Origin of the sequence: Bacteroides sp. HF-162, from assembly GCF_015679285.1 — a bacterium.
Classification (GTDB): Bacteria; Bacteroidota; Bacteroidia; order Bacteroidales; family Bacteroidaceae; genus Bacteroides; species Bacteroides uniformis.
Genome location: NZ_CP064937.1, coordinates 4329016 through 4354639, shown reverse-complemented (window position 1 = coordinate 4354639; position 25624 = coordinate 4329016). Strand labels below are relative to the sequence as shown.

The 25624-nt window shown below is 47.0% G+C and carries 17 protein-coding genes; 11 read left to right on the top strand and 6 right to left on the bottom strand.

Annotated features, from left to right (window positions below):
- Positions 1-255 precede the first annotated feature (255 nt).
- From mutA to ITJ87_RS18370, 3 genes are all read left to right on the top strand, one after another.
- Positions 256-2154 (top strand): methylmalonyl-CoA mutase small subunit, encoded by a 1899-nt coding sequence (gene mutA, locus ITJ87_RS18380; RefSeq protein ID WP_044467850.1) that lies wholly within the window; start codon positions 256-258, stop codon positions 2152-2154.
- A 1-nt stretch (position 2155) separates the two neighbouring features.
- Complete coding sequence (gene scpA, locus ITJ87_RS18375; RefSeq protein ID WP_117964100.1) at positions 2156-4303, top strand: methylmalonyl-CoA mutase; 2148 nt, start codon at positions 2156-2158, stop codon at positions 4301-4303.
- Positions 4304-4617: 314 nt separating this feature from the next.
- Positions 4618-6807, top strand: coding sequence for a DNA topoisomerase 3 (locus ITJ87_RS18370; RefSeq protein WP_117964101.1), 2190 nt, complete (start codon positions 4618-4620; stop codon positions 6805-6807).
- An 11-nt stretch (positions 6808-6818) separates the two neighbouring features.
- On the opposite strand, the gene ITJ87_RS18365 is transcribed toward ITJ87_RS18370, so the two are convergent.
- Genes ITJ87_RS18365 through aroC form a run of 4 tightly spaced genes read right to left on the bottom strand, consistent with a single transcriptional unit; the run spans position 6819 to position 10924 of the window.
- A complete protein-coding gene (locus ITJ87_RS18365) occupies positions 6819-7373 on the bottom strand; it encodes an NUDIX hydrolase (RefSeq protein WP_005827192.1) in 555 nt (184 codons plus the stop codon).
- A 14-nt stretch (positions 7374-7387) separates the two neighbouring features.
- Positions 7388-8467, bottom strand: a complete 1080-nt coding sequence (locus ITJ87_RS18360) for an anhydro-N-acetylmuramic acid kinase (protein ID WP_117964102.1) — start codon at positions 8465-8467, stop codon at positions 7388-7390.
- A 15-nt stretch (positions 8468-8482) separates the two neighbouring features.
- Positions 8483-9838 carry a dipeptidase gene (locus ITJ87_RS18355; protein ID WP_117964103.1) on the bottom strand — a complete coding sequence of 452 codons (1356 nt, stop codon included), beginning with the start codon at positions 9836-9838 and terminating at the stop codon, positions 8483-8485.
- Positions 9839-9847: 9 nt separating this feature from the next.
- Complete coding sequence (gene aroC, locus ITJ87_RS18350) at positions 9848-10924, bottom strand: chorismate synthase (RefSeq protein ID WP_117600015.1); 1077 nt, start codon at positions 10922-10924, stop codon at positions 9848-9850.
- Between the two features lie 373 nt (positions 10925-11297).
- Here aroC and ITJ87_RS18345 point away from each other — a divergent pair, with 373 nt between their 5' ends.
- Positions 11298-12650 (top strand): DUF4925 domain-containing protein, encoded by a 1353-nt coding sequence (locus tag ITJ87_RS18345; protein ID WP_117964104.1) that lies wholly within the window; start codon positions 11298-11300, stop codon positions 12648-12650.
- Between the two features lie 121 nt (positions 12651-12771).
- On the top strand, positions 12772-14052 hold the full coding sequence (locus tag ITJ87_RS18340; protein ID WP_117964105.1) for a serine dehydratase subunit alpha family protein: 1281 nt from the start codon (positions 12772-12774) through the stop codon (positions 14050-14052).
- A 100-nt stretch (positions 14053-14152) separates the two neighbouring features.
- Here ITJ87_RS18340 and ITJ87_RS18335 read toward each other — a convergent pair whose 3' ends face one another.
- A complete protein-coding gene (locus ITJ87_RS18335) occupies positions 14153-14725 on the bottom strand; it encodes a peptidylprolyl isomerase (protein ID WP_117600018.1) in 573 nt (190 codons plus the stop codon).
- 490 nt (positions 14726-15215) lie between these two features.
- On the opposite strand from ITJ87_RS18335, the gene ilvD reads away from it, so the two are divergent.
- The 5 genes from ilvD to ilvC all read left to right on the top strand — a co-directional run bounded on the left by ilvD (position 15216) and on the right by ilvC (position 21290).
- Positions 15216-17018: a dihydroxy-acid dehydratase gene (gene ilvD / locus ITJ87_RS18330; RefSeq protein ID WP_117964106.1), complete on the top strand. Its 1803-nt coding sequence runs from the start codon at positions 15216-15218 to the stop codon at positions 17016-17018.
- An 84-nt stretch (positions 17019-17102) separates the two neighbouring features.
- On the top strand, positions 17103-18854 hold the full coding sequence (ilvB, locus tag ITJ87_RS18325; protein ID WP_117964107.1) for a biosynthetic-type acetolactate synthase large subunit: 1752 nt from the start codon (positions 17103-17105) through the stop codon (positions 18852-18854).
- 32 nt (positions 18855-18886) lie between these two features.
- Positions 18887-19447 (top strand): acetolactate synthase small subunit, encoded by a 561-nt coding sequence (gene ilvN / locus ITJ87_RS18320; RefSeq protein WP_005833135.1) that lies wholly within the window; start codon positions 18887-18889, stop codon positions 19445-19447.
- Positions 19447-20196, top strand: coding sequence for an acyl-[acyl-carrier-protein] thioesterase (locus ITJ87_RS18315; protein ID WP_034523242.1), 750 nt, complete (start codon positions 19447-19449; stop codon positions 20194-20196). The genes ilvN and ITJ87_RS18315 overlap by 1 nt, the downstream gene beginning before the upstream one ends.
- A 50-nt stretch (positions 20197-20246) precedes the next feature.
- Entirely contained in the window at positions 20247-21290 is a 1044-nt protein-coding gene (gene ilvC, locus ITJ87_RS18310; RefSeq protein WP_005833131.1) for a ketol-acid reductoisomerase, read from the top strand.
- Between the two features lie 61 nt (positions 21291-21351).
- Here ilvC and ITJ87_RS18305 read toward each other — a convergent pair whose 3' ends face one another.
- Positions 21352-23247, bottom strand: coding sequence for an AAA domain-containing protein (locus tag ITJ87_RS18305; protein ID WP_117964234.1), 1896 nt, complete (start codon positions 23245-23247; stop codon positions 21352-21354).
- 132 nt (positions 23248-23379) lie between these two features.
- Between ITJ87_RS18305 and ITJ87_RS18300 the strand changes: the two genes are divergently transcribed.
- Positions 23380-25623 carry an aconitate hydratase gene (locus ITJ87_RS18300; protein WP_117964108.1) on the top strand — a complete coding sequence of 748 codons (2244 nt, stop codon included), beginning with the start codon at positions 23380-23382 and terminating at the stop codon, positions 25621-25623.
- The last annotated feature ends 1 nt before the right edge of the window (position 25624 follow it).

The following is a 25624-nucleotide window of genomic DNA, read 5'->3' as shown; positions in this document are numbered from 1 at the left end:
GTCGTTTTTTAAAATTTCGCGCAAAATTACTTAATAAAAAGGAGGTGACAAAAGCTTTGTGGTACTTTTTGCTATATCAACTTTGCAAAAATAGGGTGTGTTTCCGGTGAATACGCTGAATCCGTATGGATGCGGAGTCATCTGTAAGTGCAATTTTCTCTAAAAAAAGATTTTGTTCTAAGTATTTCCTTATATTTGCAAGTCTCTTGATGACAAAAATGAATAGTATTCATCTATTTTAATTTTAAATAAACTATGGCAGACAGTAAAGAAAAACTCTTCTCCGACTTCTCTCCCGTTTCCACTGAGCAGTGGATGGAGAAAGTTACCGCAGACCTGAAAGGGGCGGATTTCGAGAAGAAACTCGTTTGGAAGACAAACGAAGGATTTAAAGTGAAACCTTTCTACCGTATGGAGGACCTGGAAGGTTTGAAGACGACAGATGCTCTTCCCGGCGAGTTCCCTTATCTCAGAGGTACCAAGAAAGATAACAATGAATGGCTTGTGCGTCAGGAAATCAAAGTGGAATGCCCCAAAGAGGCCAATGCCAAGGCGTTGGATATCTTGAATAAAGGTGTAGATTCACTCTCTTTCCATGTAAAGGCCAAGGAATTGAACGCAGAGTATATTGAAACTTTGTTGAAAGATATCTGCGCAGAATGTGTTGAGTTGAATTTCTCTACCTGCCAAGGGCATGTGGTGGAACTTGCGGAACTTCTTGTCGCTTATTTCCAGAAAAAGGATTATGATTTGACGAAGTTGCAGGGTTCCATCAACTATGACTACTTCAACAAGATGCTGGCCAAAGGTAAAGAAAAAGGTGATATGGTGGCAACAGCCAAGGCACTGCTCGAGGCTACCGCTTCCCTTCCGAAATACCGTGTGTTGAATGTGAATGCGTTGACATTAAACAATGCAGGTTCTTATATTTTCCAGGAGTTGGGTTACGCTTTGGCTTGGGGTAATGAATATATGAATCAGTTGGTTGATGCCGGTCTGCCGGCTGCAATGGTAGCCAAGAAGATTAAGTTTAATTTCGGTATCAGTTCCAACTACTTCCTTGAAATAGCCAAATTCCGCGCTGCACGTATGCTGTGGGCTAATATTGTGGCTTCTTACAGTCCTGAGTGTCTGCGCGACTGCGAAAACAAGGGTAAGGATAACGAGTGTCGCTGTGCAGCCAAGATGAAGATTCATGCGGAAACTTCTTCATTCAACCTGACTTTGTTTGATGCACACGTAAACTTGTTGCGTACGCAGACTGAGGCGATGAGTGCCGCCCTTGCCGGTGTTGACTCAATGACGGTTACTCCGTTCGACAAGACTTATGATGCTCCTAACGAATTCTCTGAGCGTATGGCGCGTAACCAACAATTGCTGTTGAAAGAAGAATCGCACTTCGATAAGGTTATAGACCCGGCTGCAGGTTCTTACTATATCGAGAACTTGACCGTCTCTATTGCCAAGCAGGCTTGGGACCTCTTCCTCGCTGTAGAAGAAGACGGTGGTTTCTATGCTTCCGTGAAAGCCGGAAAAGTGCAGGCTGCCGTAAACGAGAGCAACAAGGCACGTCATGCTGCAGTCGCCAAGCGTAAGGAAGTGTTGCTGGGCACCAACCAGTTCCCCAACTTCAATGAAAAGGCCGGGGATAAGAAACCGGTTGAGGCTACTTGCTGTTGCGGCGGCGGACATACGTGCGAGAAAGATGTTCCGACACTGAACTTTGACCGTGCTGCCAGTGAATTTGAAGCGTTGCGTCTCGAAACAGAGGCTTCCGGCAAACGTCCGAAAGCGTTTATGCTGACTATCGGTAATTTGGCCATGCGCCAAGCACGTGCACAGTACTCTTGCAATTTCTTGGCTTGTGCCGGATATGAAGTTGTAGACAACCTCGGTTTCTCCACCGTAGAAGAAGGTATAGAAGCTGCAATGGCTGCCAAGGCCGACATCGTGGTATTGTGTTCAAGTGATGATGAATATGCAGAATATGCTGTTCCCGCCTTCAAGGCTCTGAATGGCCGTGCCATGTTTATCGTAGCCGGTGCTCCTGCTTGCATGGACGACTTGAAGGCTGCCGGTATCGAGAACTTTATCCATGTCCGTGTCAACGTGCTGGAAACATTAAAGGAATACAACGCTAAACTTTTGAAGTAAGATGAGAAAAGATTTTAAAAACTTAGATATATATGCCGCTTTTCAACCCGTCAATGGTGCTGAGTGGCAAAAGGCTAACGGCATCCATGCTGATTGGAAAACGCCGGAACACATTGAGGTGAAGCCTGTTTATACAAAAGAAGACCTTGAGGGAATGGAACATTTGGGTTATGCTGCCGGACTTCCTCCTTATTTGCGTGGTCCGTACTCTGTAATGTATACATTGCGTCCCTGGACTATCCGTCAGTATGCAGGTTTTTCTACAGCGGAAGAGTCAAATGCCTTTTACCGTCGTAATTTGGCTTCCGGACAGAAAGGTCTGTCCGTAGCTTTCGACTTGGCCACTCACCGTGGCTACGACCCCGACCACGAACGTGTAGTGGGTGACGTAGGTAAGGCAGGTGTGTCTATCTGTTCCTTGGAGAATATGAAGGTGCTGTTCGATGGAATTCCTTTGAACAAGATGTCCGTCTCCATGACCATGAACGGTGCCGTACTTCCTGTTATGGCATTCTACATCAACGCAGGTCTGGAGCAGGGTGCCAAGTTAGAAGAAATGGCTGGTACTATCCAAAATGATATCTTGAAGGAATTCATGGTGCGTAATACCTATATTTATCCGCCTGCATTCTCTATGAAGATTATCTCCGACATCTTTGAATATACTTCCCAAAAGATGCCTAAGTTTAACTCTATCTCCATCTCCGGCTACCACATGCAGGAAGCGGGTGCTACGGCAGACATCGAGTTGGCTTACACCCTGGCAGACGGTTTGGAATATCTGCGTGCCGGAACGGCTGCGGGTATTGACATCGATGCTTTCGCACCGCGTCTCTCTTTCTTCTGGGCCATCGGAACGAACCACTTTATGGAAATTGCCAAAATGCGTGCCGCACGTATGTTGTGGGCAAAGATTGTGAAGCAGTTCAACCCGAAGAATCCGAAGTCGCTGGCTTTGCGTACGCACTCTCAGACTTCCGGCTGGTCGCTGACAGAGCAAGACCCGTTCAACAATGTGGGCCGTACTTGTATTGAGGCGATGGCTGCTGCATTGGGACATACTCAGTCACTGCATACCAATGCTCTTGACGAGGCTATTGCCTTGCCGACGGATTTCTCTGCACGTATTGCACGTAATACGCAGATTTATATTCAGGAAGAAACTTACATTTGCAAGAATGTAGACCCATGGGGTGGCTCTTATTATGTGGAAAGTTTGACCAATGAGTTGGCTCACAAGGCTTGGGAATTGATTCAGGAAGTAGAGAAGCTGGGCGGTATGGCAAAAGCCATCGAAACCGGTATTCCCAAGATGCGTATCGAAGAGGCTGCTGCACGTACACAAGCCCGTATTGATAGCGGTTCACAGACCATTGTCGGCGTGAACAAGTATCGTCTGGAGAAAGAAGCTCCGATTGATATTCTTGAAATCGACAATACGGCTGTCCGTCAGGAACAGATTGAAAACTTGAAGCGTCTGAAGGAAGGACGTAACCAGGCAGAAGTGGACAAGGCTTTGGAGGCTATTACTGAATGTGTGAAGACAGGTAAGGACAACTTGCTGGAACTGGCAGTCGAGGCAGCCCGTGTCCGTGCCACTTTGGGGGAAATCTCTTATGCTTGCGAAAAGATTGTAGGACGTTATAAAGCAGTAATTAGAACTATATCAGGCGTGTATTCATCAGAAAGTAAGAATGACAGCGACTTCCACCGTGCTTGTGAATTAGCTGAGAAGTTTGCGAAGAAAGAGGGACGTCAGCCTCGTATCATGGTAGCAAAGATGGGGCAGGACGGTCACGACCGCGGTGCCAAAGTTGTTGCAACCGGATATGCCGACTGTGGCTTCGATGTGGACATGGGACCCTTGTTCCAAACACCGGCCGAGGCTGCCCGCGAAGCAGTTGAGAACGACGTTCATGTAGTGGGGGTTTCTTCATTGGCTGCCGGACACAAGACATTGGTTCCGCAGATTATCGAAGAACTCAAGAAGTTGGGACGTGAGGACATCGTAGTGATTGCCGGTGGTGTAATCCCCGCACAAGACTATGACTTCCTTTACAAGGCAGGCGTAGCTGCCATCTTCGGCCCCGGTACTCCGGTTGCCAAGGCTGCTTGCCAGATATTGGAAATCTTGTTGGATGAAGAATAATCCGACACGTTAAATGTTAAAAAAGGACGGTGTGCGTTTGCATATCCGTCCTTTTTTCTTAATCTGTGTTATAGAACATACTTTTTTAGTTGGATAATTTGCAGATTTATCAGAAGTACGTATCTTTGCAATGTGTTTTTCATAGTATTAGATTTAAGGTTAACAAAGGTTGGAGTACGGCGGTACTCCTTTTTTTATGTTCATATGTCAGCTTTTGGGGAGAAAAAATTACCAGGTCTATGTTATCGTTCCTTGCTTATCGTTTCGTTCTTGCCCCCTTTTTATTACCTTTGTCCCACTAAATAAAATAGCGAATGATAGTTTGTATTGCCGAAAAGCCCTCTGTGGCGCGTGACATAGCCGATGTATTGGGAGCGAGAGAAAAGAAAGACGGATACATCGAAGGAAATGGATACCAGGTGACCTGGACATTCGGTCATCTTTGTACGCTGAAAGAGCCGCATGAATATACTCCTAATTGGAAGTCATGGAGCTTGGGAAGCCTGCCCATGATACCTCCCCGTTTCGGCATTAAGCTGATTAGTAATCCCACATACGAGCGCCAGTTCCATACGATAGAGAACCTCATGCAACATGCCGATATGATTATAAACTGCGGTGATGCCGGGCAGGAGGGAGAATTGATACAGCGTTGGGTGATGCAGAAGGCCGGGGCACGTTGTCCGGTGAAACGTCTTTGGATATCTTCATTGACAGAGGAAGCTATTCGTGAGGGGTTTGCCAAGCTGCGTGATGCGTCGGATTTCCAGCCTTTGTACGAAGCAGGCTTGTCGCGTGCCATTGGCGACTGGCTGCTCGGGATGAATGCCACCCGCCTCTACACCATGAAGTATGGGCAGAACCGGCAGGTACTTTCTATCGGCCGTGTGCAGACGCCGACACTGGCGTTGATTGTAAACCGTCAGTTGGAAATACAGAATTTTGTTCCCAAGCAATACTGGGAGCTGAAGACCGTCTATCGTGATACCACTTTTTCCGCCATCCTCCGGAAAAGTGAGGAGGAACTGATACTGGAAGCCGGGAAGCAGAAAGAGGCCATAGCTGCTGGGAAGAAACCTAAAAAAGAAGAAGAGAATCGAGGTATCGACCCCATTACCGACCGCGAACGTGGGCTTGCTCTATTGGATCAGATTAAGAATTTTCCTTTTACTGTGACGGATGTCACTAAGAAAGAGGGGAGGGAGGCGCCACTTCGCTTGTTTGACTTGACTTCTTTGCAAGTGGAATGCAACAAGAAGTTTGCCTATTCCGCTGATGAGACACTGAAAATTATCCAGTCTTTGTATGAGAAGAAAGTGGCTACCTATCCACGTGTAGACACTACCTATTTGAGTGATGACATCTATCCCAAATGCCCCGGCATCTTGAAAGGTCTGCGTGATTACGAGACATTTACAGCCCCTTTGACAGGAACTGCATTGTTGAAATCCAAAAAGGTTTTCGATAACTCGAAGGTAACAGACCACCATGCCATTATTCCTACCGGCCAGCATCCGCAGAATCTGACGGATATGGAACGTCGCGTATTCGATTTGATAGCACGCCGTTTCATTGCTGTATTCTATCCTGATTGTAAGTTTGCCACTACCACCGTATTGGGCGAGGTAGAGAGCATAGAGTTCAAGGCCACCGGCAAGCAGATTCTGGAACCGGGTTGGCGTGTTATCTTCGGCACCCCCTCGGTACAATCGCAGGAGGAGAAAGAGGAGAAGGGAGAAGAGGAGAATGTGCTTCCGGCTTTTGTGAAAGGAGAAAGCGGGCCACACGTCCCCGATTTATACGAGAAGTGGACGCAACCGCCCCGGCCTTATACGGAAGCCACCCTGCTGCGTGCTATGGAAACGGCGGGCAAGCTGGTGGATAACGACGAACTGCGTGATGCGCTGAAGGAAAACGGCATCGGTCGTCCGTCTACCCGTGCAGCCATCATCGAGACGCTGTTCAAGCGGAATTATATCCGCAAGGAAAAGAAGAATCTGATAGCCACTCCTACCGGTGTGGAGCTGATACAGATTATTCATGAGGAGCTGTTGAAGTCGGCGGAATTGACCGGTATTTGGGAGAAAAAACTACGTGAGATAGAAAGGCGGACATATAATGCCGGACAATTCTTGGAAGAATTGAAGCAGATGGTATCGGAAATCGTGATGAGTGTACTTTCTGATAACAGCAACCGCCACATCACCATCCAAGCGTCTGCTCCCGAAAAGGGCAGTAAGGCTTCTGCCAAGACAGAGGCTGCCGATAAGCCGAAAAAGGAGCCGAAGAAAAGAGCACCGAGAAAGTCTGCCGCCGCAGGTAAAAAGACGGAACAGGCTTTGGGCGCTGTGGCAGCTTCAAGTGTGGAGGTTCCCGTACAAGCTGACGATTTCGTCGGTCAGTCTTGTCCGCTTTGCGGAAAAGGTACCGTTATCAAGGGGAAAACAGCTTACGGTTGTTCTGAATGGAAATCCGGATGCACATTCCGCAAGCCGTTTGAATAAGGGTAATCACATTAAATAATTCTCTCCGCCATGTATTTCCAGAGGGGAGCAGCCATCAGCGCCTGGCGGATGCTTCCTTGCTGCAGCAATTCCTTGACCTCTTGCAAGGAAAGCAGGTGTACGGTCAGGTTTTCTGTATCTTCCAACTGTTGCTCGGAGATTTTCTCCACGTCCGTAGCCAGGAAACAGTAGGTAATGTTGGTGTGGGTACTTGGATTGGGAGAGATTTGCATGAACTCTTTCCATACTCCGTTTCCATAGCCGGTTTCTTCCAAAAGTTCCCGTTGTGCGGAAACCATCGGAGAGCCGTCCTCTTCTTCGCATACCCCTGCACAGAGCTCATAGGACGTTTCTTGTATGCCATGCCGGTATTGGCGGATAAAGACAAATTGTCCATCACGGGTGATGGCAATGGTATTCACCCAGTTGGGATATTCCAATATATAATAGGAGGGGATGTGGTTGCCGTTGGGTAGCACTACATGGTCCTTACGCACAGTGAGCCACGGGGCCCGATGAAGGTATTCGCTGGATAAGACGGTCCAGGTGTCTTTTGATTTTTCCATAATGGTAGAATTGACTATATTTTAAACAGCATCCCTCCGATATTATCTGCCGTGGCTCCCGTCACCGAGGCGAGGCATCCGGGTGTGTCCGCCATATAGAGGGCACCCAAGAAAGCAAAGATTAGGGCTTCCTTGTACTCTATGATTTGCCGGCTGGGAATCACGATTTCACACGGACACAAGGCGTCGATACGTTCTATGAGGAACTTGTTGAATGCACCTCCACCGGTAATCAGTAGCTTTCCATTGCCATCGGGCAAGGGGTGGGCGGTGATGATGCGTGATATTTGCCAGGCGGCATGCTCGTAAAAGGTACGTAGCATATTCTCCATACTCAAGCCATAACGCTCGAGCATGGGATATACCAGCGTTTCCACCCACTCCCGTCCCAATGATTTCGGTCCGGACTGATGGTAGAAATCCATTCCGTTCAGTTCGTCCAGCAGTTCTTGGCAAATGTTGCCTTGCCGTGCTATCTCGCCGTCACGGTCAAATTCCAATCCTATTTGACGGCAGTAATGGTTGATGACGTAATTCACCGGACTGATGTCAAAAGCGATGCGCCGCCCGTCCTGCTCGAATGAGATGTTGGAGAAGCCGCCGATATTCAAACAGAAGTCGTAGTCAGCAAAAAGCAACCGGTCGCCAATAGGTACGAGTGGAGCGCCCTGCCCACCTAGCATGATGTCCAGCCGCCGGAAATCCGAAACGGTAGGTATATGGGTTTCAGCGGCAATGGCGGCTCCATCACCTATTTGGTACATGATTCTCTTTTGAGGCTCATGGAAGATAGTATGCCCGTGGGAGGCGATAATATCGGGGTGGACTCCAAATTCTTGCATGAACTCGTTGACACGTTCACCGAGAAACTTTCCATAGGAGCTGTGGAAAGTGATGAACTCCAAAGCACTCATTGTCTGTGCACCGGTACCCAATATCTGCTTCATGGCGTCGGGGTAGCTATAGCCTTTCGCACAGGCTATGTGGAAAGACCATTTTCCAGCTTGTCGTCGGAAAGTGCAACAACATACGTCCAGTCCGTCAAGAGAGGTGCCGGACATCAGGCCGATGGCTTGAATTTGGAAGTCTTTCATCCTGATTTTCTTGTTTTATTTATAATTGAGGTAGAATTCGACAACGGCTTCTATTCCTTTACGGAAGATGTCCAATGGTATATTCTCATTAGGTGAGTGGATGGCGTTGGATTCGAGCCCGAAGCCCATCAATACGGTTTTGATACCCAGCACTTGCTCGAAGGTGGAAATGATGGGGATACTTCCACCTCGACGCACTGCCAGCGGTTTCTTTCCGAATGCTTTTTCAAAACCTTTTTCGGCGGCTTGATAGGCGGGCAGGCTGATGGGGCATACATATCCTTGTCCGCCGTGCATCGGAGTGACTTTTACCTGCACCGAATCCGGTGCTATGTCTAAGATATAGTCGGCAAACAGTTTGGATATTTTATGGTGGTCCTGGTGGGGAACTAACCGGCAGGATACCTTGGCGTATGCCTTGGATGGGAGCACGGTCTTGGACCCTTCACCCGTATATCCGCCCCAGATGCCGCATACGTCGAAAGATGGACGGCAACTGTTACGTTCCAGCGTACTGTAACCTTTCTCTCCGAAAAGCGCTTTTACATTGATAGCCTTTTTGTATTTCTCTTCGTCGAAAGGAATGCGGGCTATCATGTCGCGCTCAGCTTGGGGAACTTCTTCCACATCGTCATAGAAACTCGGTACGGTGATACGTCCCTCCGCATCCGTTACTTTGCCGATAATCTGGCAAAGCACGTTGATGGGATTGGCGACGGCACCGCCGAAGTGTCCGCTGTGCAGGTCGCGATTAGGGCCGGTCACTTCTATTTCCCAATAGGCAAGTCCGCGCAATCCAGTGGTCAGTGAAGGCAGGTCGGCGCCAAGCATGCTGGTGTCCGAAACCAGTATGACATCTGCTTTTAGCAGTTCTTTGTGCTCTTGGCAGAAGCTTTCCAGACTGGGCGAGCCGATTTCTTCTTCTCCTTCGAAGATGAATTTCACGTTGGTTTGCAGCAGTCCGTTTCTGACGAGGTATTCAAATGCTTTCACTTGTATGAAAGACTGCCCTTTGTCATCATCAGCACCACGTGCCCAGATATGTCCGTCGCGTATTTCAGGCTCAAAGGGGTCGCTTTTCCAAAGTTCGAGAGGCTCGGCCGGCATCACGTCGTAGTGGGCATATACCAATACGGTCTTGGCGTCCGGGTCTACGATTTTCTGTCCAAAAACAATTGGATTTCCTTTTGAAGGCATTACCAGAGCTTCGTCTGCTCCGGCTTCGAGCAACAGTTGTGCCCAGCGTTTGGCGCAGGCAAGCATATCGTCGTGATACTCGGGTTTGGCACTGATGCTTGGAATACGGATGAGGCTGAACAAGTCTTCCAGCATTTTAGACTCGTTCTCTGTAATATATTTCTTTATTTCCATAGGTGAATATTATAGCTGAGTTGTTCTGTCAATCAGGTAATAATCCAGCAATGTCATTGCTGTCATTGCTTCCACGATGGGTACTGCGCGTGGCAATACGCACGGATCATGGCGTCCGCGGGCTTTCAGGGTGGTGTCTACACCGTCAATGTTCACGGTGTGTTGCTCCATCAGTACGGTTGCCACGGGTTTGAAGGCTACACGGAAATAGATGTCTTGTCCGTTGCTGATTCCACCTTGTATACCGCCCGAATGATTGGTGCGGGTCTCGATACGTCCGTTGTTGTTGTAGAACACGTCATTCTGCTCTGAGCCTTTTTGCTTTAATCCCTTGAAACCGTCTCCATACTCGAATGCTTTTGCTGCATTGATGCTGAGCATGGCTGCTCCGAGTGCCGCATGGAGCTTGCCGAATACGGGTTGTCCCAGTCCGATGGGGCATCCTTTGATGACACAGGTCACCACTCCTCCGATAGTATCTCCTTCTCCCTTTATCTTGAAGATGAGTTCTTCCATTTCTTTCGCCTTCGCCGGGTCGGGGCAGCGGACCGGATTGGTCTCTATCAGGTCGAGGTCGTATGCGGTATAGTTCTCTTCAAGGCGGATAGAGCCTACTTGTGAAGTGTATGCCGTGATGTGTATACCCAACTGCTTTAGTGCCAATTTGGCCAAGGCGCCCGCCACTACACGCGAGATTGTTTCACGGGCCGATGAACGTCCGCCTCCGCGATGGTCTCGGATGCCGTATTTTACCTTATAAGTATAGTCGGCATGTGACGGGCGGTAGACTTCTTTCAGATTATTGTAATCGTCAGAATGCTGGTTTTGGTTCCATACAATGAATCCTATGGGGCAGCCTGTGGATTTTCCTTCGAAGATGCCGGAGAGGAACTCCACTTTGTCACCCTCTTTCCGAGCAGTAGTGATACGTGACTGTCCGGGGCGGCGTCGGTCGAGCTCTGCCTGGACGAAATCCATATCAATGGCTATTCCTGCAGGGAATCCGTCTATCACTCCTCCCACACCCTTACCGTGTGATTCCCCAAAACTGGTAAGACGGAGAATATTTCCAAATGAGTTGAACATATCAAATGCTTTAAAGGTTTATATATGAGGTTAATGTGCCAATACGCTTTATAGGAAATGCTTTTGACTTTATAAAGATAACAACTTTTTTCATAAAACGTTTAAGGAAATAAGATAAAAAATCCTTTCCGTATAAAGTTGCCTGCCTTTACCAGAGTTTGGCTAATGGTTTGTTCTTTATAAAAATGGCTTACTCTTTATGAAATATACATCGGAATTTCACTCGTAATGATGAAAAAAGGAACATCTATTTTTTAGAAAAGACCTTGTACTGTAACCTTAAAAAGTGTTACTTTGCACCTTTAATTTAAAATGGGAAATTAATAGCTCCCTTGGGAAGCTTTTTATTAACTAAACAAGTACTCAAAAAAGTATGAAAAAGAATTTATTTTATTTATTTGCATTGATCTGTTCAATGAGTTTATTCACGGCTTGTAGTGATGATGACGATGAAAATTGGAAGAAAGTGCCTAATCAGATTATTACAGCTGAAAATCTGGAACTGGAAACTAATATTCCAACAAGTTCTGATGCTAGTATGAAATTAGCGATGACCGATGCGCAGAATGGTATTTTGACGTTGAATAAAGTGGTTAGAGGTGCAGATGAAATAGAAATTAATGTGACTGTTGTTGAACAGACAGACGGTACTTTTAAGTTTCAAGGCGAGAAAAGTGTAACGCCTGCTACTAAGGCGGCTTGGGTGCTGCTTAGCTCTACGAATGTGAAAGTTTCGGGTACTATCACATTAGAAGGGAAAGCTGCAGTTACGGTTTCTACGGAGTTTGTAGGAGATATCGTGAAGAAATATCAGTTGTGTGATGCTGTTTATTATGCTGATTCTAAAGATAGAACCAATATTTATGCTCCGGGAAGATTGACTTGGGTATCGCCTTATGGAGAAGGTGGTAATGCAGGGATTGCAGCGGATAATATCTCGACAGTAGGGACAAATGTCCTATCTGCGGCTATGATACAGCTTTTGAAAGATGTGGAGTTCAAAGCTGACGGTTCTATTGTAGCCAGCTATGCAGAAGAAATAAACATTACTATGGATCAGATGATTATGGCCGGTATGGGACAGCTCCCTTCAACGGACGGCATTGTTTGGAAATCTTCTCCTGCAAATCTGGCTTATTGGTATGTGAAGGGTGAGCATATCTATGTTGTGCTGAATATTCCTGCCATTGTAACCGAAGCATTGAAAGATGCTGAGGATTCTCAAGTGACTCCGGAAGCTATTTTGCAGATTATAGAAATGGTGAAGAGCATGAGTGGAGCTGACATCAAGAATCTGTTGGGTCAGTTGTTGGCTGGACTTGAAGATGATAATATGCTGAAAAAGTTAGATATTTCTAAAATTTCCGATAGTGATATTGAAAAACTGATTGGCTATGTAATCGATGGTTTCCCCTTGAACTATAGAACTACCCAATTGGAGATAAAGAACGAGGAAGAGCTCGTAAGAACGGTAAATGATCTCTCTATCTATCTGGATAAGGATTTATTTGATATTTTTATGCCTGCTCTCTATCCGATGTTACCTGATGTAGATATGTTGTTAAAGAACACGAACATTGAATTCTGGGGACAGAGTATACCTTTGTGGAATATGATCCAGATGCTGACAGCCTTGAACTCAATGACTGAAATAGAAGAAATTTGGAATGTTACTACCAGATTCAATTTAGGTATAAGTCTTGGTGACAATTCTTATAAAAAATAAGAAAAGATTTTTCTTTATCTATAAAGAGGGTTCTGTGCTTGGAATCCTCTTTTTTATTTTTTTGTTCGTTTTATTATAGAATAAAATACATTATCTTTGCCTGCATCAAATTTGAATAAATATGACTGAAACGGAAAGACTGCAAATCATTACCCTTGTCAAGAACGAGGTCGTCCCTGCCATTGGTTGTACAGAACCTATAGCTGTAGCATTGTGTGTAGCAAAGGCTGTGGAAGTGTTGAATAAGCGTCCCGAAAAGATAACCGTATTGCTGAGTGCCAATATTCTGAAGAATGCAATGGGAGTGGGTATTCCTGGTACGGGGATGATTGGATTACCGATTGCTGTGGCACTTGGCGCTTTAATAGGCAAGTCGGCATATCAATTGGAGGTTTTGAAAGACAGTACCCCTGATGCAGTGGAGGCAGGAAAGCGTTTCATAGAAGAAAAGCGTATCCATATATCCTTAAAAGACGATATAGAAGAGAAACTTTATATAGAAGTCTGCTGTGAAGCCGATACGGACAAGGCAACCGCCATTATTGCTGGTGGACATACTTGCTTTACTTATATAACGCACAACGGGGACATCCTGCTGGACAAACAAACCGCTTCTTGCTTCGAAGAGGAGGAGGATGTATTGGACTTGACTTTACGCAAAGTGTATGACTTCGCCATGACAACCCCATTAGACGACATCCGTTTTATTCTTGATACGGCACGACTGAACAAGACTGCCGCTGAACGTTCCTTCGAAGGTGAATACGGTCATGGTCTGGGTAAAATCCTACGTGGCACTTACGAACACCGGATTATGGGCGACAGTGTCTTCTCTCATATCCTTTCTTACACTTCGGGAGCATGTGATGCCCGTATGGCAGGAGCTATGATTCCAGTGATGAGTAATTCCGGCAGTGGTAATCAAGGGATATCCGCTACCCTTCCCGTACTAGTCTATGCCGAAGAAAACGGGAAATCAGAAGAAGAATTGATACGTGCCTTGATGTTGAGCCATTTGACAGTAATCTATATCAAGCAGAGTTTGGGACGGTTATCCGCCTTATGCGGTTGTGTGGTTGCTGCCACGGGTTCCAGTTGCGGTATAACCTGGCTAATGGGAGGAACTTATGAACAAGTGGCATATGCTGTGCAGAACATGATTGCCAATCTTACCGGAATGATTTGTGATGGTGCCAAACCCAGTTGTGCCTTGAAAGTAACTACCGGAGTTTCAACCGCAGTGCTTTCAGCCATCATGGCCATGGAAAACCGTTGTGTAACTTCCGTAGAAGGTATTATTGATGAGGATGTGGATCAGAGTATCCGCAATCTGACAAAAATAGGTTCCAAAGGAATGAATGAAACGGATAAGTTGGTATTGGAAATAATGACAAGTAAATAATATAGAAATTAAAGAATTAAAAATTAAAGAATTACCATGCGGCATGCTTAATACAGTGTAGCTTGGTTCCTTAATTTCTAATTCTTTAATTTTTAATTCTTTAGTGGCAGCATCCGCCTCCACATTCATGGTCGCCGCATCCATCGCCACAGTCACCACAACCGCAGCTGCCGCAACCGCCACCCATCATACGGGCGACTTCGGCAAGTTCTTCGTTTGTAGCCAGGCGGCTTTCCACTACTTCTCCAGTGAAGTTCAAGTCACAACCTGCGAGCGGATGGTTCATATCCATTACGACGATATCTTCCTTCACTTCTACCACACTTCCGTTGATGCGTTGACCTTCAGAAGTCATCAAGGGGATAACGGCACCTTCTACTACACGATCGCTGTCGAATTTCCCTTCTATCATAAAGATTTCTTTGGGGAGGTCAATAACATGGTCGTCGTCATATTCACCATAAGCTTCTGATGCCGGAATGGTAAAGTCGAATTTATCGCCTATCTGCAAGTCTTTTATCTGGGCTTCAAAGGGTTCGAGTGTCATTCCCAGCCCTGAGATAAACTGAAAAGGATGCTCTACGGGTGCTTCTTCTTCGAAATCTTTTTCTCCGTTTTCGATTGAGTACAGCTTATATGCTACGGTGATGTACTTGTTTTCTACTGTTTCCATTAATTTTCTATCTTTATTTAATTAGTAAATACTGTTTTTTTGAGTATTTGAAGAGACAAAGATACGAATTATTTGTTTCGGGATGTAGAGAGCCTTTGGTAATTTTCAGATTATTAAATGGTTTCAATGATTGGCAATACATTTACATTGGCTGTCCGAATGGTTCTATTTAGAACTGTTAAGTGATAAAATAGGATTTTAGGACGATATTTTCTTACGATTATTCATATTTATCTTATTTTTTTATTCAATTTGTTTGGAGATTATAAAAAAGCCCTTACCTTTGCAGCACATTTGAAACAAAAAAGAAGAATTAAGTTATGAATTTACATACATCTATTAACCTGGCAGTCCTGCATATTATTCGCGTCGTGGTGGTGGCATCAAGAGCGTGAGAAAGGTTATGTATGTATTCGTATGTTAGAAGATAATTTATTAAGCCTTTCTCACTATAGTGGGAGAGGCTTTTTCATTAAAAGGAGATTTGAAAATGAAGCATCAGTTACGCAGCTCGTTCAGCACACAAGGTCGTCGCATGGCGGGAGCCCGTGCATTGTGGACGGCGAATGGTATGAAGAAAGAACAGATGGGTAAGCCCATTATAGCTATAGTCAATTCCTTTACACAATTCGTCCCCGGGCATGTACACCTGCACGAAATAGGCCAGTTTGTAAAGGAAGAGATTGAAAAGCGGGGATGTTTTGCTGCGGAGTTCAATACGATTGCCATTGACGACGGTATCGCTATGGGGCACGACGGAATGCTTTATTCCCTGCCTTCAAGGGATATCATTGCCGATAGTGTGGAGTATATGGTAAATGCCCATAAGGCAGATGCTATGGTTTGTATCAGTAACTGTGACAAGATTACTCCGGGGATGCTGATGGCGGCTATGAGGCTGAATATACCGACTGTGTTTGTTTCAGGCGGTCCGATGGAAGCCGGGGAATGGAACGGACAGCATTTGGATTTGATTGATGCCATGATTAAATCTGCTGATGAAAGTGTGGGCGATAAAGAGGTGGCACAGATTGAGCAACATGCCTGCCCCACTTGCGGATGCTGCTCAGGCATGTTTACCGCTAATTCCATGAATTGCTTGAATGAAGCGATTGGATTGGCACTGCCCGGTAACGGCACGATTGTAGCCACTCACGAAAATCGCAAGAAACTATTTGAGGATGCAGCCAGGTTGATTGTAGAGAATGCCTTTAGATATTATGAAGAAGGGGATGAGAGTGTACTCCCGCGCAGTATTGCTACCCGCGAGGCATTTTTGAATGCCATGACGCTGGATATTGCGATGGGCGGTTCCACTAATACGGTACTTCATTTGTTGGCTGTGGCTCACGAAGCCGGAGCGGATTTTAAGATGGACGACATTGACATGCTCTCCCGCAAGACCCCCTGCTTATGCAAGGTGGCTCCCAATACCCAAAAGTATCATGTACAAGACGTTAACCGTGCCGGTGGCATCATTGCCATCATGGATGAGCTAGCCAAGGGCGGATTGGTCGATACAAATGTCCGCCGTGTGGATGGAATGACGTTGGCAGAGGCAATCGACCGGTATAGTATTACCAGCCCTGATGTATGTAAAGAGGCAATCAAGAAATACTCCAGTGCGGCAGCCGGAAAGTTCAATCTGGTACTTGGTTCACAAAATGCGTCTTATAAGGAACTCGATACGGACCGTGCGACCGGTTGTATCCGTGATTTGGAACATGCATACAGCAAGGATGGCGGTCTGGCGGTTTTGAAGGGAAATATAGCTCAGGACGGTTGCGTTGTCAAGACTGCCGGTGTAGACGAGAGTATCTGGAAATTTACGGGGCCGGCGAAAGTCTTCGACTCACAAGATGCGGCTTGCGACGGTATTCTGGGTGGAAAGGTGATCAGTGGAGACGTCGTCGTCATCACTCACGAAGGGCCGAAAGGTGGACCGGGTATGCAAGAGATGCTTTATCCTACTTCTTATATCAAATCCCGCCATCTGGGTAAGGAGTGTGCATTGATTACCGACGGGCGTTTCAGTGGTGGTACTTCCGGACTAAGTATCGGACATGTTTCTCCCGAAGCGGCTGCCGGTGGTAATATCGGTAAGATTAAGGATGGGGACATTATCGAAATTGATATACCGAACCGTTCTATCAATGTGAAGTTGACGGATGAAGAGCTTGCAGCACGCCCTATGACTCCGGTAACCCGTAACCGTGAAGTCTCCAAAGCATTGAAAGCATATGCCAGTATGGTGAGTTCCGCTGACAAAGGGGCTGTGAGGCTGATTGATTAAAGGCCTCACCCCCGACCCCTCTCCGAAAGAGAGGGGAGGAGGGAATGATACAAATTTCCGAAGTTTTTAATAAAAAGATAAAGTATGGCTGATAATAATAAAAAGAGTAACTTTTCCTCCCTCTCCCTAGGAGAGGGGCGGGGTGAGGCTCTAATAACAGGCGCAGAAGCATTGATGCGTTCTCTGGAGCATCAGGGGGTAAAGACCATTTTCGGCTATCCGGGAGGGAGCATCATGCCGGTATTCGATGCCTTATACGACCACCGGAAGGAATTGAACCACATCTTGGTTCGCCATGAACAAGGAGCAACCCATGCGGCACAAGGCTTTGCACGTGTATCAGGCGAGGTTGGCGTTTGTCTGGTTACCAGTGGACCGGGTGCTACCAATACTATCACGGGCATTGCAGATGCCATGATTGACAGTACGCCTATCGTTGTCATTGCCGGCCAGGTAGGGACGAACTTCTTGGGTACGGATGCATTTCAGGAAGTGGACTTGGTAGGCATTACTCAGCCTATCACGAAATGGAGTTACCAGATTCGTCGTGCAGAAGATGTGGCCTGGGCAGTGGCACGTGCTTTCTATGTGGCAAAGAGCGGACGTCCGGGACCGGTCGTGCTGGATTTTGCTAAAAACGCCCAAGTGGAGAAAACAGAATATGCGCCTACTAAGGTGGACTATGTCCGTAGCTATCTTCCCGTTCCCGAAATGGAGCCGGAGGCCATACGGCAGGCTGCTGAATTAATAAATGGTGCGGAACGGCCTTTGGTGCTGGTAGGACAAGGCGTGGAGCTGGGAGAAGCCCAGCAAGAGCTTCGTGCTTTCATTGAGAAAGCCGGAATGCCTGCCGGATGCACTTTATTGGGACTTTCCGCATTGCCTACGGACCATCCGTTGAACAAAGGAATGCTTGGTATGCACGGTAACCTGGGACCCAATATCAATACCAATAAATGTGATGTCCTTATCGCCGTAGGCATGCGCTTTGATGACCGTGTGACGGGTAAATTGGAAACATATGCCAAGCAGGCGAAGATTATCCACTTTGATATTGACCCTGCCGAAATAGATAAGAATGTAAAGACCGATGTTGCTGTCCTGGGCGATTGCAAAGAGACACTGGCTGCCGTTACCCAATTGCTGGAACCCGCCAACCATCAGGAATGGATTGACAGTTTCCGGCAATACGAGGAAGTGGAAGAGGAAAAGGTAATCCGTCCGGAATTACATCCGGCAGGAAAAGCGCTAAGCATGGGTGAGGTGGTGCGTGCTGTGAGTGAGGCTACCCATAACGAGGCGATATTGGTGACTGATGTCGGCCAGAATCAGATGATGTCCGCCCGTTATTTCAAATACAGCAAGGAACGTAGCATTGTTACTTCCGGTGGCCTGGGTACTATGGGCTTCGGCCTTCCGGCAGCTATCGGTGCCACTTTTGGACGTCCGGACCGCACGGTATGCGTATTCATGGGAGACGGCGGCTTGCAGATGAACCTGCAGGAACTGGGTACCATCATGGAACAAAAGGCTCCGGTGAAGATGATTCTGTTGAACAATAACTTCTTGGGCAATGTTCGTCAATGGCAGGCGATGTTCTTCAATCGTCGTTATTCGTTTACTCCGATGATGAATCCGGATTATATGAAGATTGCTTCGGCATATGATATTCCTGCACGCAGGGTAATGACCCGCGAGGAGCTGGCAAAAGCGATTGACGAGATGATAGCGACTGACGGACCGTTCCTGCTCGAAGCTTGTGTGGAGGAAGAAGGAAATGTAATGCCGATGACACCTCCGGGCGGTTCGGTCAATCAGATGTTGTTGGAATGCTGAAGTCATGCGAAATTAAAGAATTTACTCTATCTATGGATAAAAAACTATATACAATCATTGTTCATTCGGAAAACTTTGCCGGTTTGCTGAATCAGGTGACGGCTGTGTTTACCCGCCGGCAGATAAACATCGAGAGTTTGAATGTATCGGCCTCCTCCATCAAGGGGGTACATAAATATACCATTACCGCTTGGACGGACAAGGATACCATTGAAAAGGTGACCAAGCAGATTACCAAGAAAATAGATGTGCTGCAAGCCCATTATTTCACGGATGATGAAATCTATCAGCACGAGATTGCCCTTTATAAAATAACGACCCCTACGCTGGAAGAAAAACCGGAGGTGTCCAAAGTAATCCGTAAGTACAATGCCCGTATTGTGGAGGTGAATGCTGTATTTGCCATTGTTGAGAAGAATGGCATGAGTGAGGAAATAACCAATCTTTATGAGGAGTTGCGCCAGTTGGATTGCGTACTTCAGTTCGTCCGTTCGGGTCGCGTAGCCATTACGACCAGCTGCTTTGAGCGTGTCAATGAATATCTGGCAGACCGTGAAGCAAAATATCGTCAAAGTAAACACCAGGAATCATGATGAGCGAGAACAATAAGATAGGTACCTACAAGTTTGTTGCCGAACCGTTTCATGTCGACTTTACCGGACGGCTGACAATGGGAGTATTGGGCAACCATTTGTTGAATTGTGCGGGTTTCCATGCCAGCGACCGCGGTTTTGGCATCGCGACTCTAAACGAGGACAATTATACTTGGGTATTGTCCCGTCTGGCTGTCGAACTGGATGAAATGCCTTATCAGTACGAAGATTTCTCCATTCAGACTTGGGTGGAGAATGTCTATCGCCTTTTTACAGACCGTAATTTCGCTATCATCGATAAGGAGGGTAAGAAGATTGGGTATGCACGTTCCGTTTGGGCGATGATTAGCATGAATACCCGTAAGCCGGCAGATTTGCTGGCTCTTCATAGTGGCAGCATTGTAGATTATGTTTGCGATGAGCCTTGCCCGATAGAAAAACCTTCGCGGATAAAGGTGGCCTCAAAGGAACCGGTTGCTGCTTTGGTAGCCAAATACAGTGATATTGACATTAACGGGCATGTGAACAGCATCCGTTACATCGAGCATATCCTTGATTTGTTCCCGATAGAGATGTATAAGGAGAAGCGCATCCGTCGTTTTGAAATGGCATATGTAGCCGAAAGCTATTATGGGGATGAGTTGACTTTGTTCATGGATGATGCCGGTGAGGGCGTTTACGATGTGGAGGTGAAAAAGAATGGCAGCGAAGTGGTCTGTCGCTCTAAAGTGATATTTACAGAGAAATAAATAAATTTATCAACGTTGGCGTAAGCCACAAATAAAAATTAAAACAAAAAATGGCACAATTGAATTTTGGCGGTGTTATTGAGAATGTAATGACCCGCGAAGAATTTCCTTTGGAAAAAGCACGTGAGATTTTGAAAGATGAAACAATTGCAGTAATCGGTTATGGCGTACAAGGCCCGGGCCAGGCTTGCAACTTGCGTGATAACGGTTTCAATGTGATTGTAGGACAACGTCCGGGTAAGACATACGAAAAGGCTGTGGCTGACGGATGGGTACCGGGTGAGACTTTGTTCGGCATCGAAGAGGCTTGTCAGAAAGGTACTATCGTCATGTGTCTGTTGTCTGACGCAGCTGTAATGTCTGTATGGCCGACTATCAAACCTTATTTGACTCCCGGAAAGGCTCTTTACTTCTCTCATGGTTTTGCTATTACCTGGAACGACCGTACCGGCGTGGTTCCTCCTAAAGATATTGATGTTATTATGGTTGCTCCCAAAGGTTCCGGTACTTCACTTCGTACCATGTTCCTCGAAGGGCGTGGCTTGAACTCATCATATGCCGTCTATCAGGATGCTACGGGTAAGGCTTTTGACAAGACGATTGCACTGGGTATCGGTATCGGTTCGGGATATTTGTTCGAGACAACTTTCATCCGCGAAGCCACTTCCGACTTGACCGGTGAACGCGGTTCATTGATGGGTGCTATCCAGGGATTGCTGTTGGCTCAGTATGAAGTATTGCGCGAAAACGGCCATACTCCTTCTGAAGCATTCAATGAAACAGTGGAAGAGTTGACTCAATCTTTGATGCCATTGTTTGCCAAGAACGGTATGGACTGGATGTATGCCAACTGTTCTACTACGGCACAGCGTGGTGCGCTGGATTGGATGACCCCGTTCCATGATGCCATCAAGCCGGTTGTACAGAAATTGTATGCAAGTGTGAAGTCGGGCAACGAAGCTCAGATTTCTATCGACAGTAACTCCAAACCCGATTATCGTGAGAAGCTGAATGCAGAATTGAAAGCCTTGCGTGAAAGCGAAATGTGGCAGACAGCTGTTACAGTTCGTAAACTTCGTCCGGAAAACAATTAATCAGCTTTATATAAATAGGTGAAATACCCTCTTCGGTGTTACCGGAGGGGGTATTTCTTTATTATTGATTCCCTATATTTTGAATAAACTCCAATAGCTTCCGGTAAAAACCGTGATGTTTCAGCGTCTCTGCCTCTCCCAATATCACCAGCTTCATACGTGCCCGGGTGATGGCTACATTCATTCTCCTTAAATCATTCAGGAATCCTATCTGCCCTTCTTCGTTGGCACGGACAAGGCTGATGAAGATAACATCGCGCTCTTGCCCTTGGAAGCCATCCACCGTATTTACAGTGAACAAGCTGCGATAAGGCTTGAGTGAAGCGTCTGCCTTTATCTTGTTGCGGAGATATTGCACTTGTGCCTTGTAAGGGGAGATGATGCCGAAGTCTATTTTTTCTTCCAGAATGCGGTTGCCACTGATACGGTTGATGTAGATTTTCAGTTCTGATAGGAGCAGGTCCGCTTCCGCCTTATTAATGCGCCCGAAAGTCTCTCCCACAAATTCTTCTTTGAAATCCATTTCGGAGGTGTCAATCCAGTGGATGGGGGTATCCCAGTCCAGGATGCCCCGGTAACGCACTTCGGGAGCGGCTTCCAACTCGCCATTATAAAACCATTGGGAAGGAAATTTCATGATTTCCTCGTGCATGCGGTATTGTACTTTCAGCAAAGAGACAACGGCAGGTTTGTTGGACACCACTTTCTCCATCAATGTTCGTTCCAGACCTCCACGGGCAGCTTCGTAGCATTTTATAGTGGGCGGAAGTTGGCAGTGGTCACCCGCCAACACCACGCGGTCTGCTTTTCGGATAGCTATCCAGCAGGCAGCTTCTAAGGCCTGGGCTGCTTCATCAATGAAAAGGGTGCCGAAACGGCGTCCGTTCAGCAGCCGGTGATTGCTGCTTACTAGCGTGGAGGCTATGACATGTGCCCCATCAAAAAGCTCTGCATTGATTTGTATTTCCAATGCGGTGGCGCGGTCGCGCAGGCGGCTCATACGGCTGCGTACTCCTTCGCGTTCGTCATAGCTGCCACGGCGGGCACGGCTGCCCAGTTCACGGAGATTTTTCCGGATGCTCCACAGCTCCGGATAAAGCGGATGGTTCTCGAAACGACGCTCGTAGGTAAAGGAAAGCATCTTGTCGTTGACACGGGTCGGATTGCCGATACGCAGGACATTGACGCCACGGTCCACAAGTTTTTCCGAAATCCAGTCGACGGCGGTATTGCTTTGGGCACATACCAGTACCTGCGGTTCCCGATGCAGGGTTTCGTAGATGGCTTCCACTAAGGTGGTCGTTTTTCCGGTTCCCGGAGGACCATGTACAATGGCCACGTCGCGGGCACACAGCACTTTGTTTACAGCTGTCTCCTGCGTGGAGTTCAACCAGGGAAACCGTACGGGGTAGAGCTCTCGGAAACCGGCTTTCGAGGTTCCCAGCAATATGTCCCGCAATTCGGCCAGGCGGTTGCCTTTGGAGCGTAACGTATCTTCCAAGGCTTCGAACATGGTCCGATAGGATGTTTCGTCGAAATAAAGTTGCACGCCGAGGTTGTCCGTTTCCTGCACTTCCATAACGGCACCGGCTCCGGGCATTATCGCTACCATCCGTGTCTCGTCGGCATAGCTTACGGTAGCGGTGAAGTTCATATAGGTTATTTTTCCATCGGCAGACTGGCGGAAAAAACATACGGGACGGCCGAACTCAAAATTATGTTCTATATCGGTATTTTCTGTGTGTGTAATTTCTATTACTAATTGATTCAGTGAATTATAGTAACTTCGTCCCGGAGTGGCAGGATACCAGCAAAGTCCCCGTTTCACTTTCCGGGCAATCCCCATGTTTTCGGTTTGGCGTTTGAATTCCTCTTTTTCGTATTCGTATTCCATGCGCAGCAAAAGTTGCTGCTGTTGGAGGTGAATAATAGGACTATTTGAATCTTGTTCCTTCATGGTTGCAAAGGTAATCATTCTTCGCTTCCGACGGAAAAAATGCTTTATTTTGTTAAACTATTCAGCCTTTTTATTTGTTTATGATATTAATTTGTAATCTTTACAATAATGAAAAACTAAAAAATAGTGGTTATGGTATATGATTTAACGATGCTCAAAACGTTTTATGCTGCTTATTCGGAGAAGATAGAACGCGTACGGAACGTACTGCGGCGTCCGATGACTTTAGCGGAGAAAATTTTGTATGCTCATTTGTATGATGGGGATAAAGTGAAGAACTACAGACGGGGAGAAGACTATGTGAATTTCCGTCCCGACCGTGTGGCCATGCAGGATGCAACGGCTCAAATGGCCTTATTGCAATTTATGAATGCAGGCCGTGAGCAGGTTGCCGTGCCTTCCACTGTGCATTGTGACCATTTGATTCAAGCATATAAAGGTGCAAAAGAAGATGTTGCGACTGCTACGAAGACCAACGAGGAGGTCTATAATTTTCTCCGTGATGTTTCTTCCCGCTATGGTATAGGTTTTTGGCAGCCGGGGGCAGGCATTATTCACCAGGTGGTATTGGAGAACTACGCATTTCCGGGTGGAATGATGGTAGGTACGGACTCTCATACGCCCAATGCCGGAGGTTTGGGCATGGTGGCCATTGGTGTGGGTGGTGCCGATGCGGTGGATGTGATGACCGGCATGGAATGGGAACTGAAAATGCCGCGTCTGATAGGCGTACACTTGAAGGGTAAATTGAGTGGCTGGGTAGCTCCCAAAGACGTTATTCTGAAGTTGGCGGGTATTCTTACTGTAAAAGGGGGAACCAATGCCATCATTGAATATTTTGGACCGGGAACCGCTTCGTTGTCTGCCACTGGAAAGGCTACCATCTGCAATATGGGGGCAGAGGTGGGGGCGACTACCTCCCTTTTCCCTTACGATGAGCGCATGGGTACTTATTTGAAGGCTACCGGACGTGAAGAAGTGGCAAAAATGGCTGCTTCCGTAGCTGCCGACCTTCGCGCCGACGACGAAGTGCTGGCAAATCCGGAAAAATATTACGACCGCATCATTGAAATAGACCTCTCGCTGTTGGAACCGTATGTCAATGGGCCCTTTACGCCGGATGCAGCAACACCGATATCGAAATTTGCCGAGGTAGTGATAACCAATAACTATCCCCGCCGGATGGAAGTCGGCCTGATAGGGTCGTGCACCAATTCGTCCTATCAGGATTTGAGCCGCGCAGCCTCCCTTGCCCGGCAGGTAAAGGAAAAGAATTTGAAGGTTGCTTCTCCGCTGATTGTCAACCCCGGTTCGGAGCAGATACGTGCCACTGCTGAACGCGACGGCATGATTGCCGCTTTCGAAGATATTGGCGCAACGATAATGGCGAATGCCTGCGGACCTTGTATTGGCCAGTGGAAGCGCCATACTGATGACCCCGAACGCAAAAATTCCATCGTCACCTCTTTTAACCGTAATTTTGCCAAACGTGCCGATGGAAATCCCAACACTTTTGCTTACGTCGCTTCCCCGGAGATAACGATGGCGCTGACCATTGCCGGTGACCTTTGTTTCGACCCGTTGAGGGATACGCTGGTCAATGCCAAAGGAGAGGTTGTGAAACTGTCCGAACCGGTCGGTGAAGAACTGCCGGCACACGGGTTTATAGGAGGAAAGGAAGGATACATTGCTCCAGGCAAAGGACAGACGGAAATTACGGTCAATCCTCATTCACAGCGCTTGCAACTGCTGACTCCCTTCCCTGCCTGGGATGGCATGGACTTGCTGAATATGCCTTTATTGATTAAAGTGCAAGGGAAATGTACCACCGACCACATCTCTATGGCGGGGCCATGGCTCCGTTTCCGGGGACATTTGGAGAATATTTCGGACAATATGCTGATGGGGGCTGTCAATGCTTTCAATGGAGAGACGAACAAGGTTTGGAACCGCTCCACCAATACTTATGGAACAGTGTCAGGCACTGCGAAGCTGTATAAATCAGAAGGCATCCCTTCCATTGTCGTTGCCGAAGAGAATTATGGTGAAGGTTCCAGCCGTGAGCATGCTGCCATGGAACCACGCTTCCTGAATGTACACGCCATTTTGGCGAAAAGCTTTGCCCGTATCCATGAGACGAATTTAAAGAAACAAGGCATGTTGGCGCTGACCTTTACGGATAAGGCCGATTATGACAAGATTCGGGAACGCGACCTGATTTCTGTCATGGGGTTGAAAGATTTTGCTTCGGGACGTACGTTGAAGGTGGTTCTTCATCACGAGGACGGGAGTAAAGAAAGTTTTGAAGTACAACATACGTATAACGAACAGCAGATAGCCTGGTTCCGGGCCGGTTCTGCACTTAATGCAAGATAGA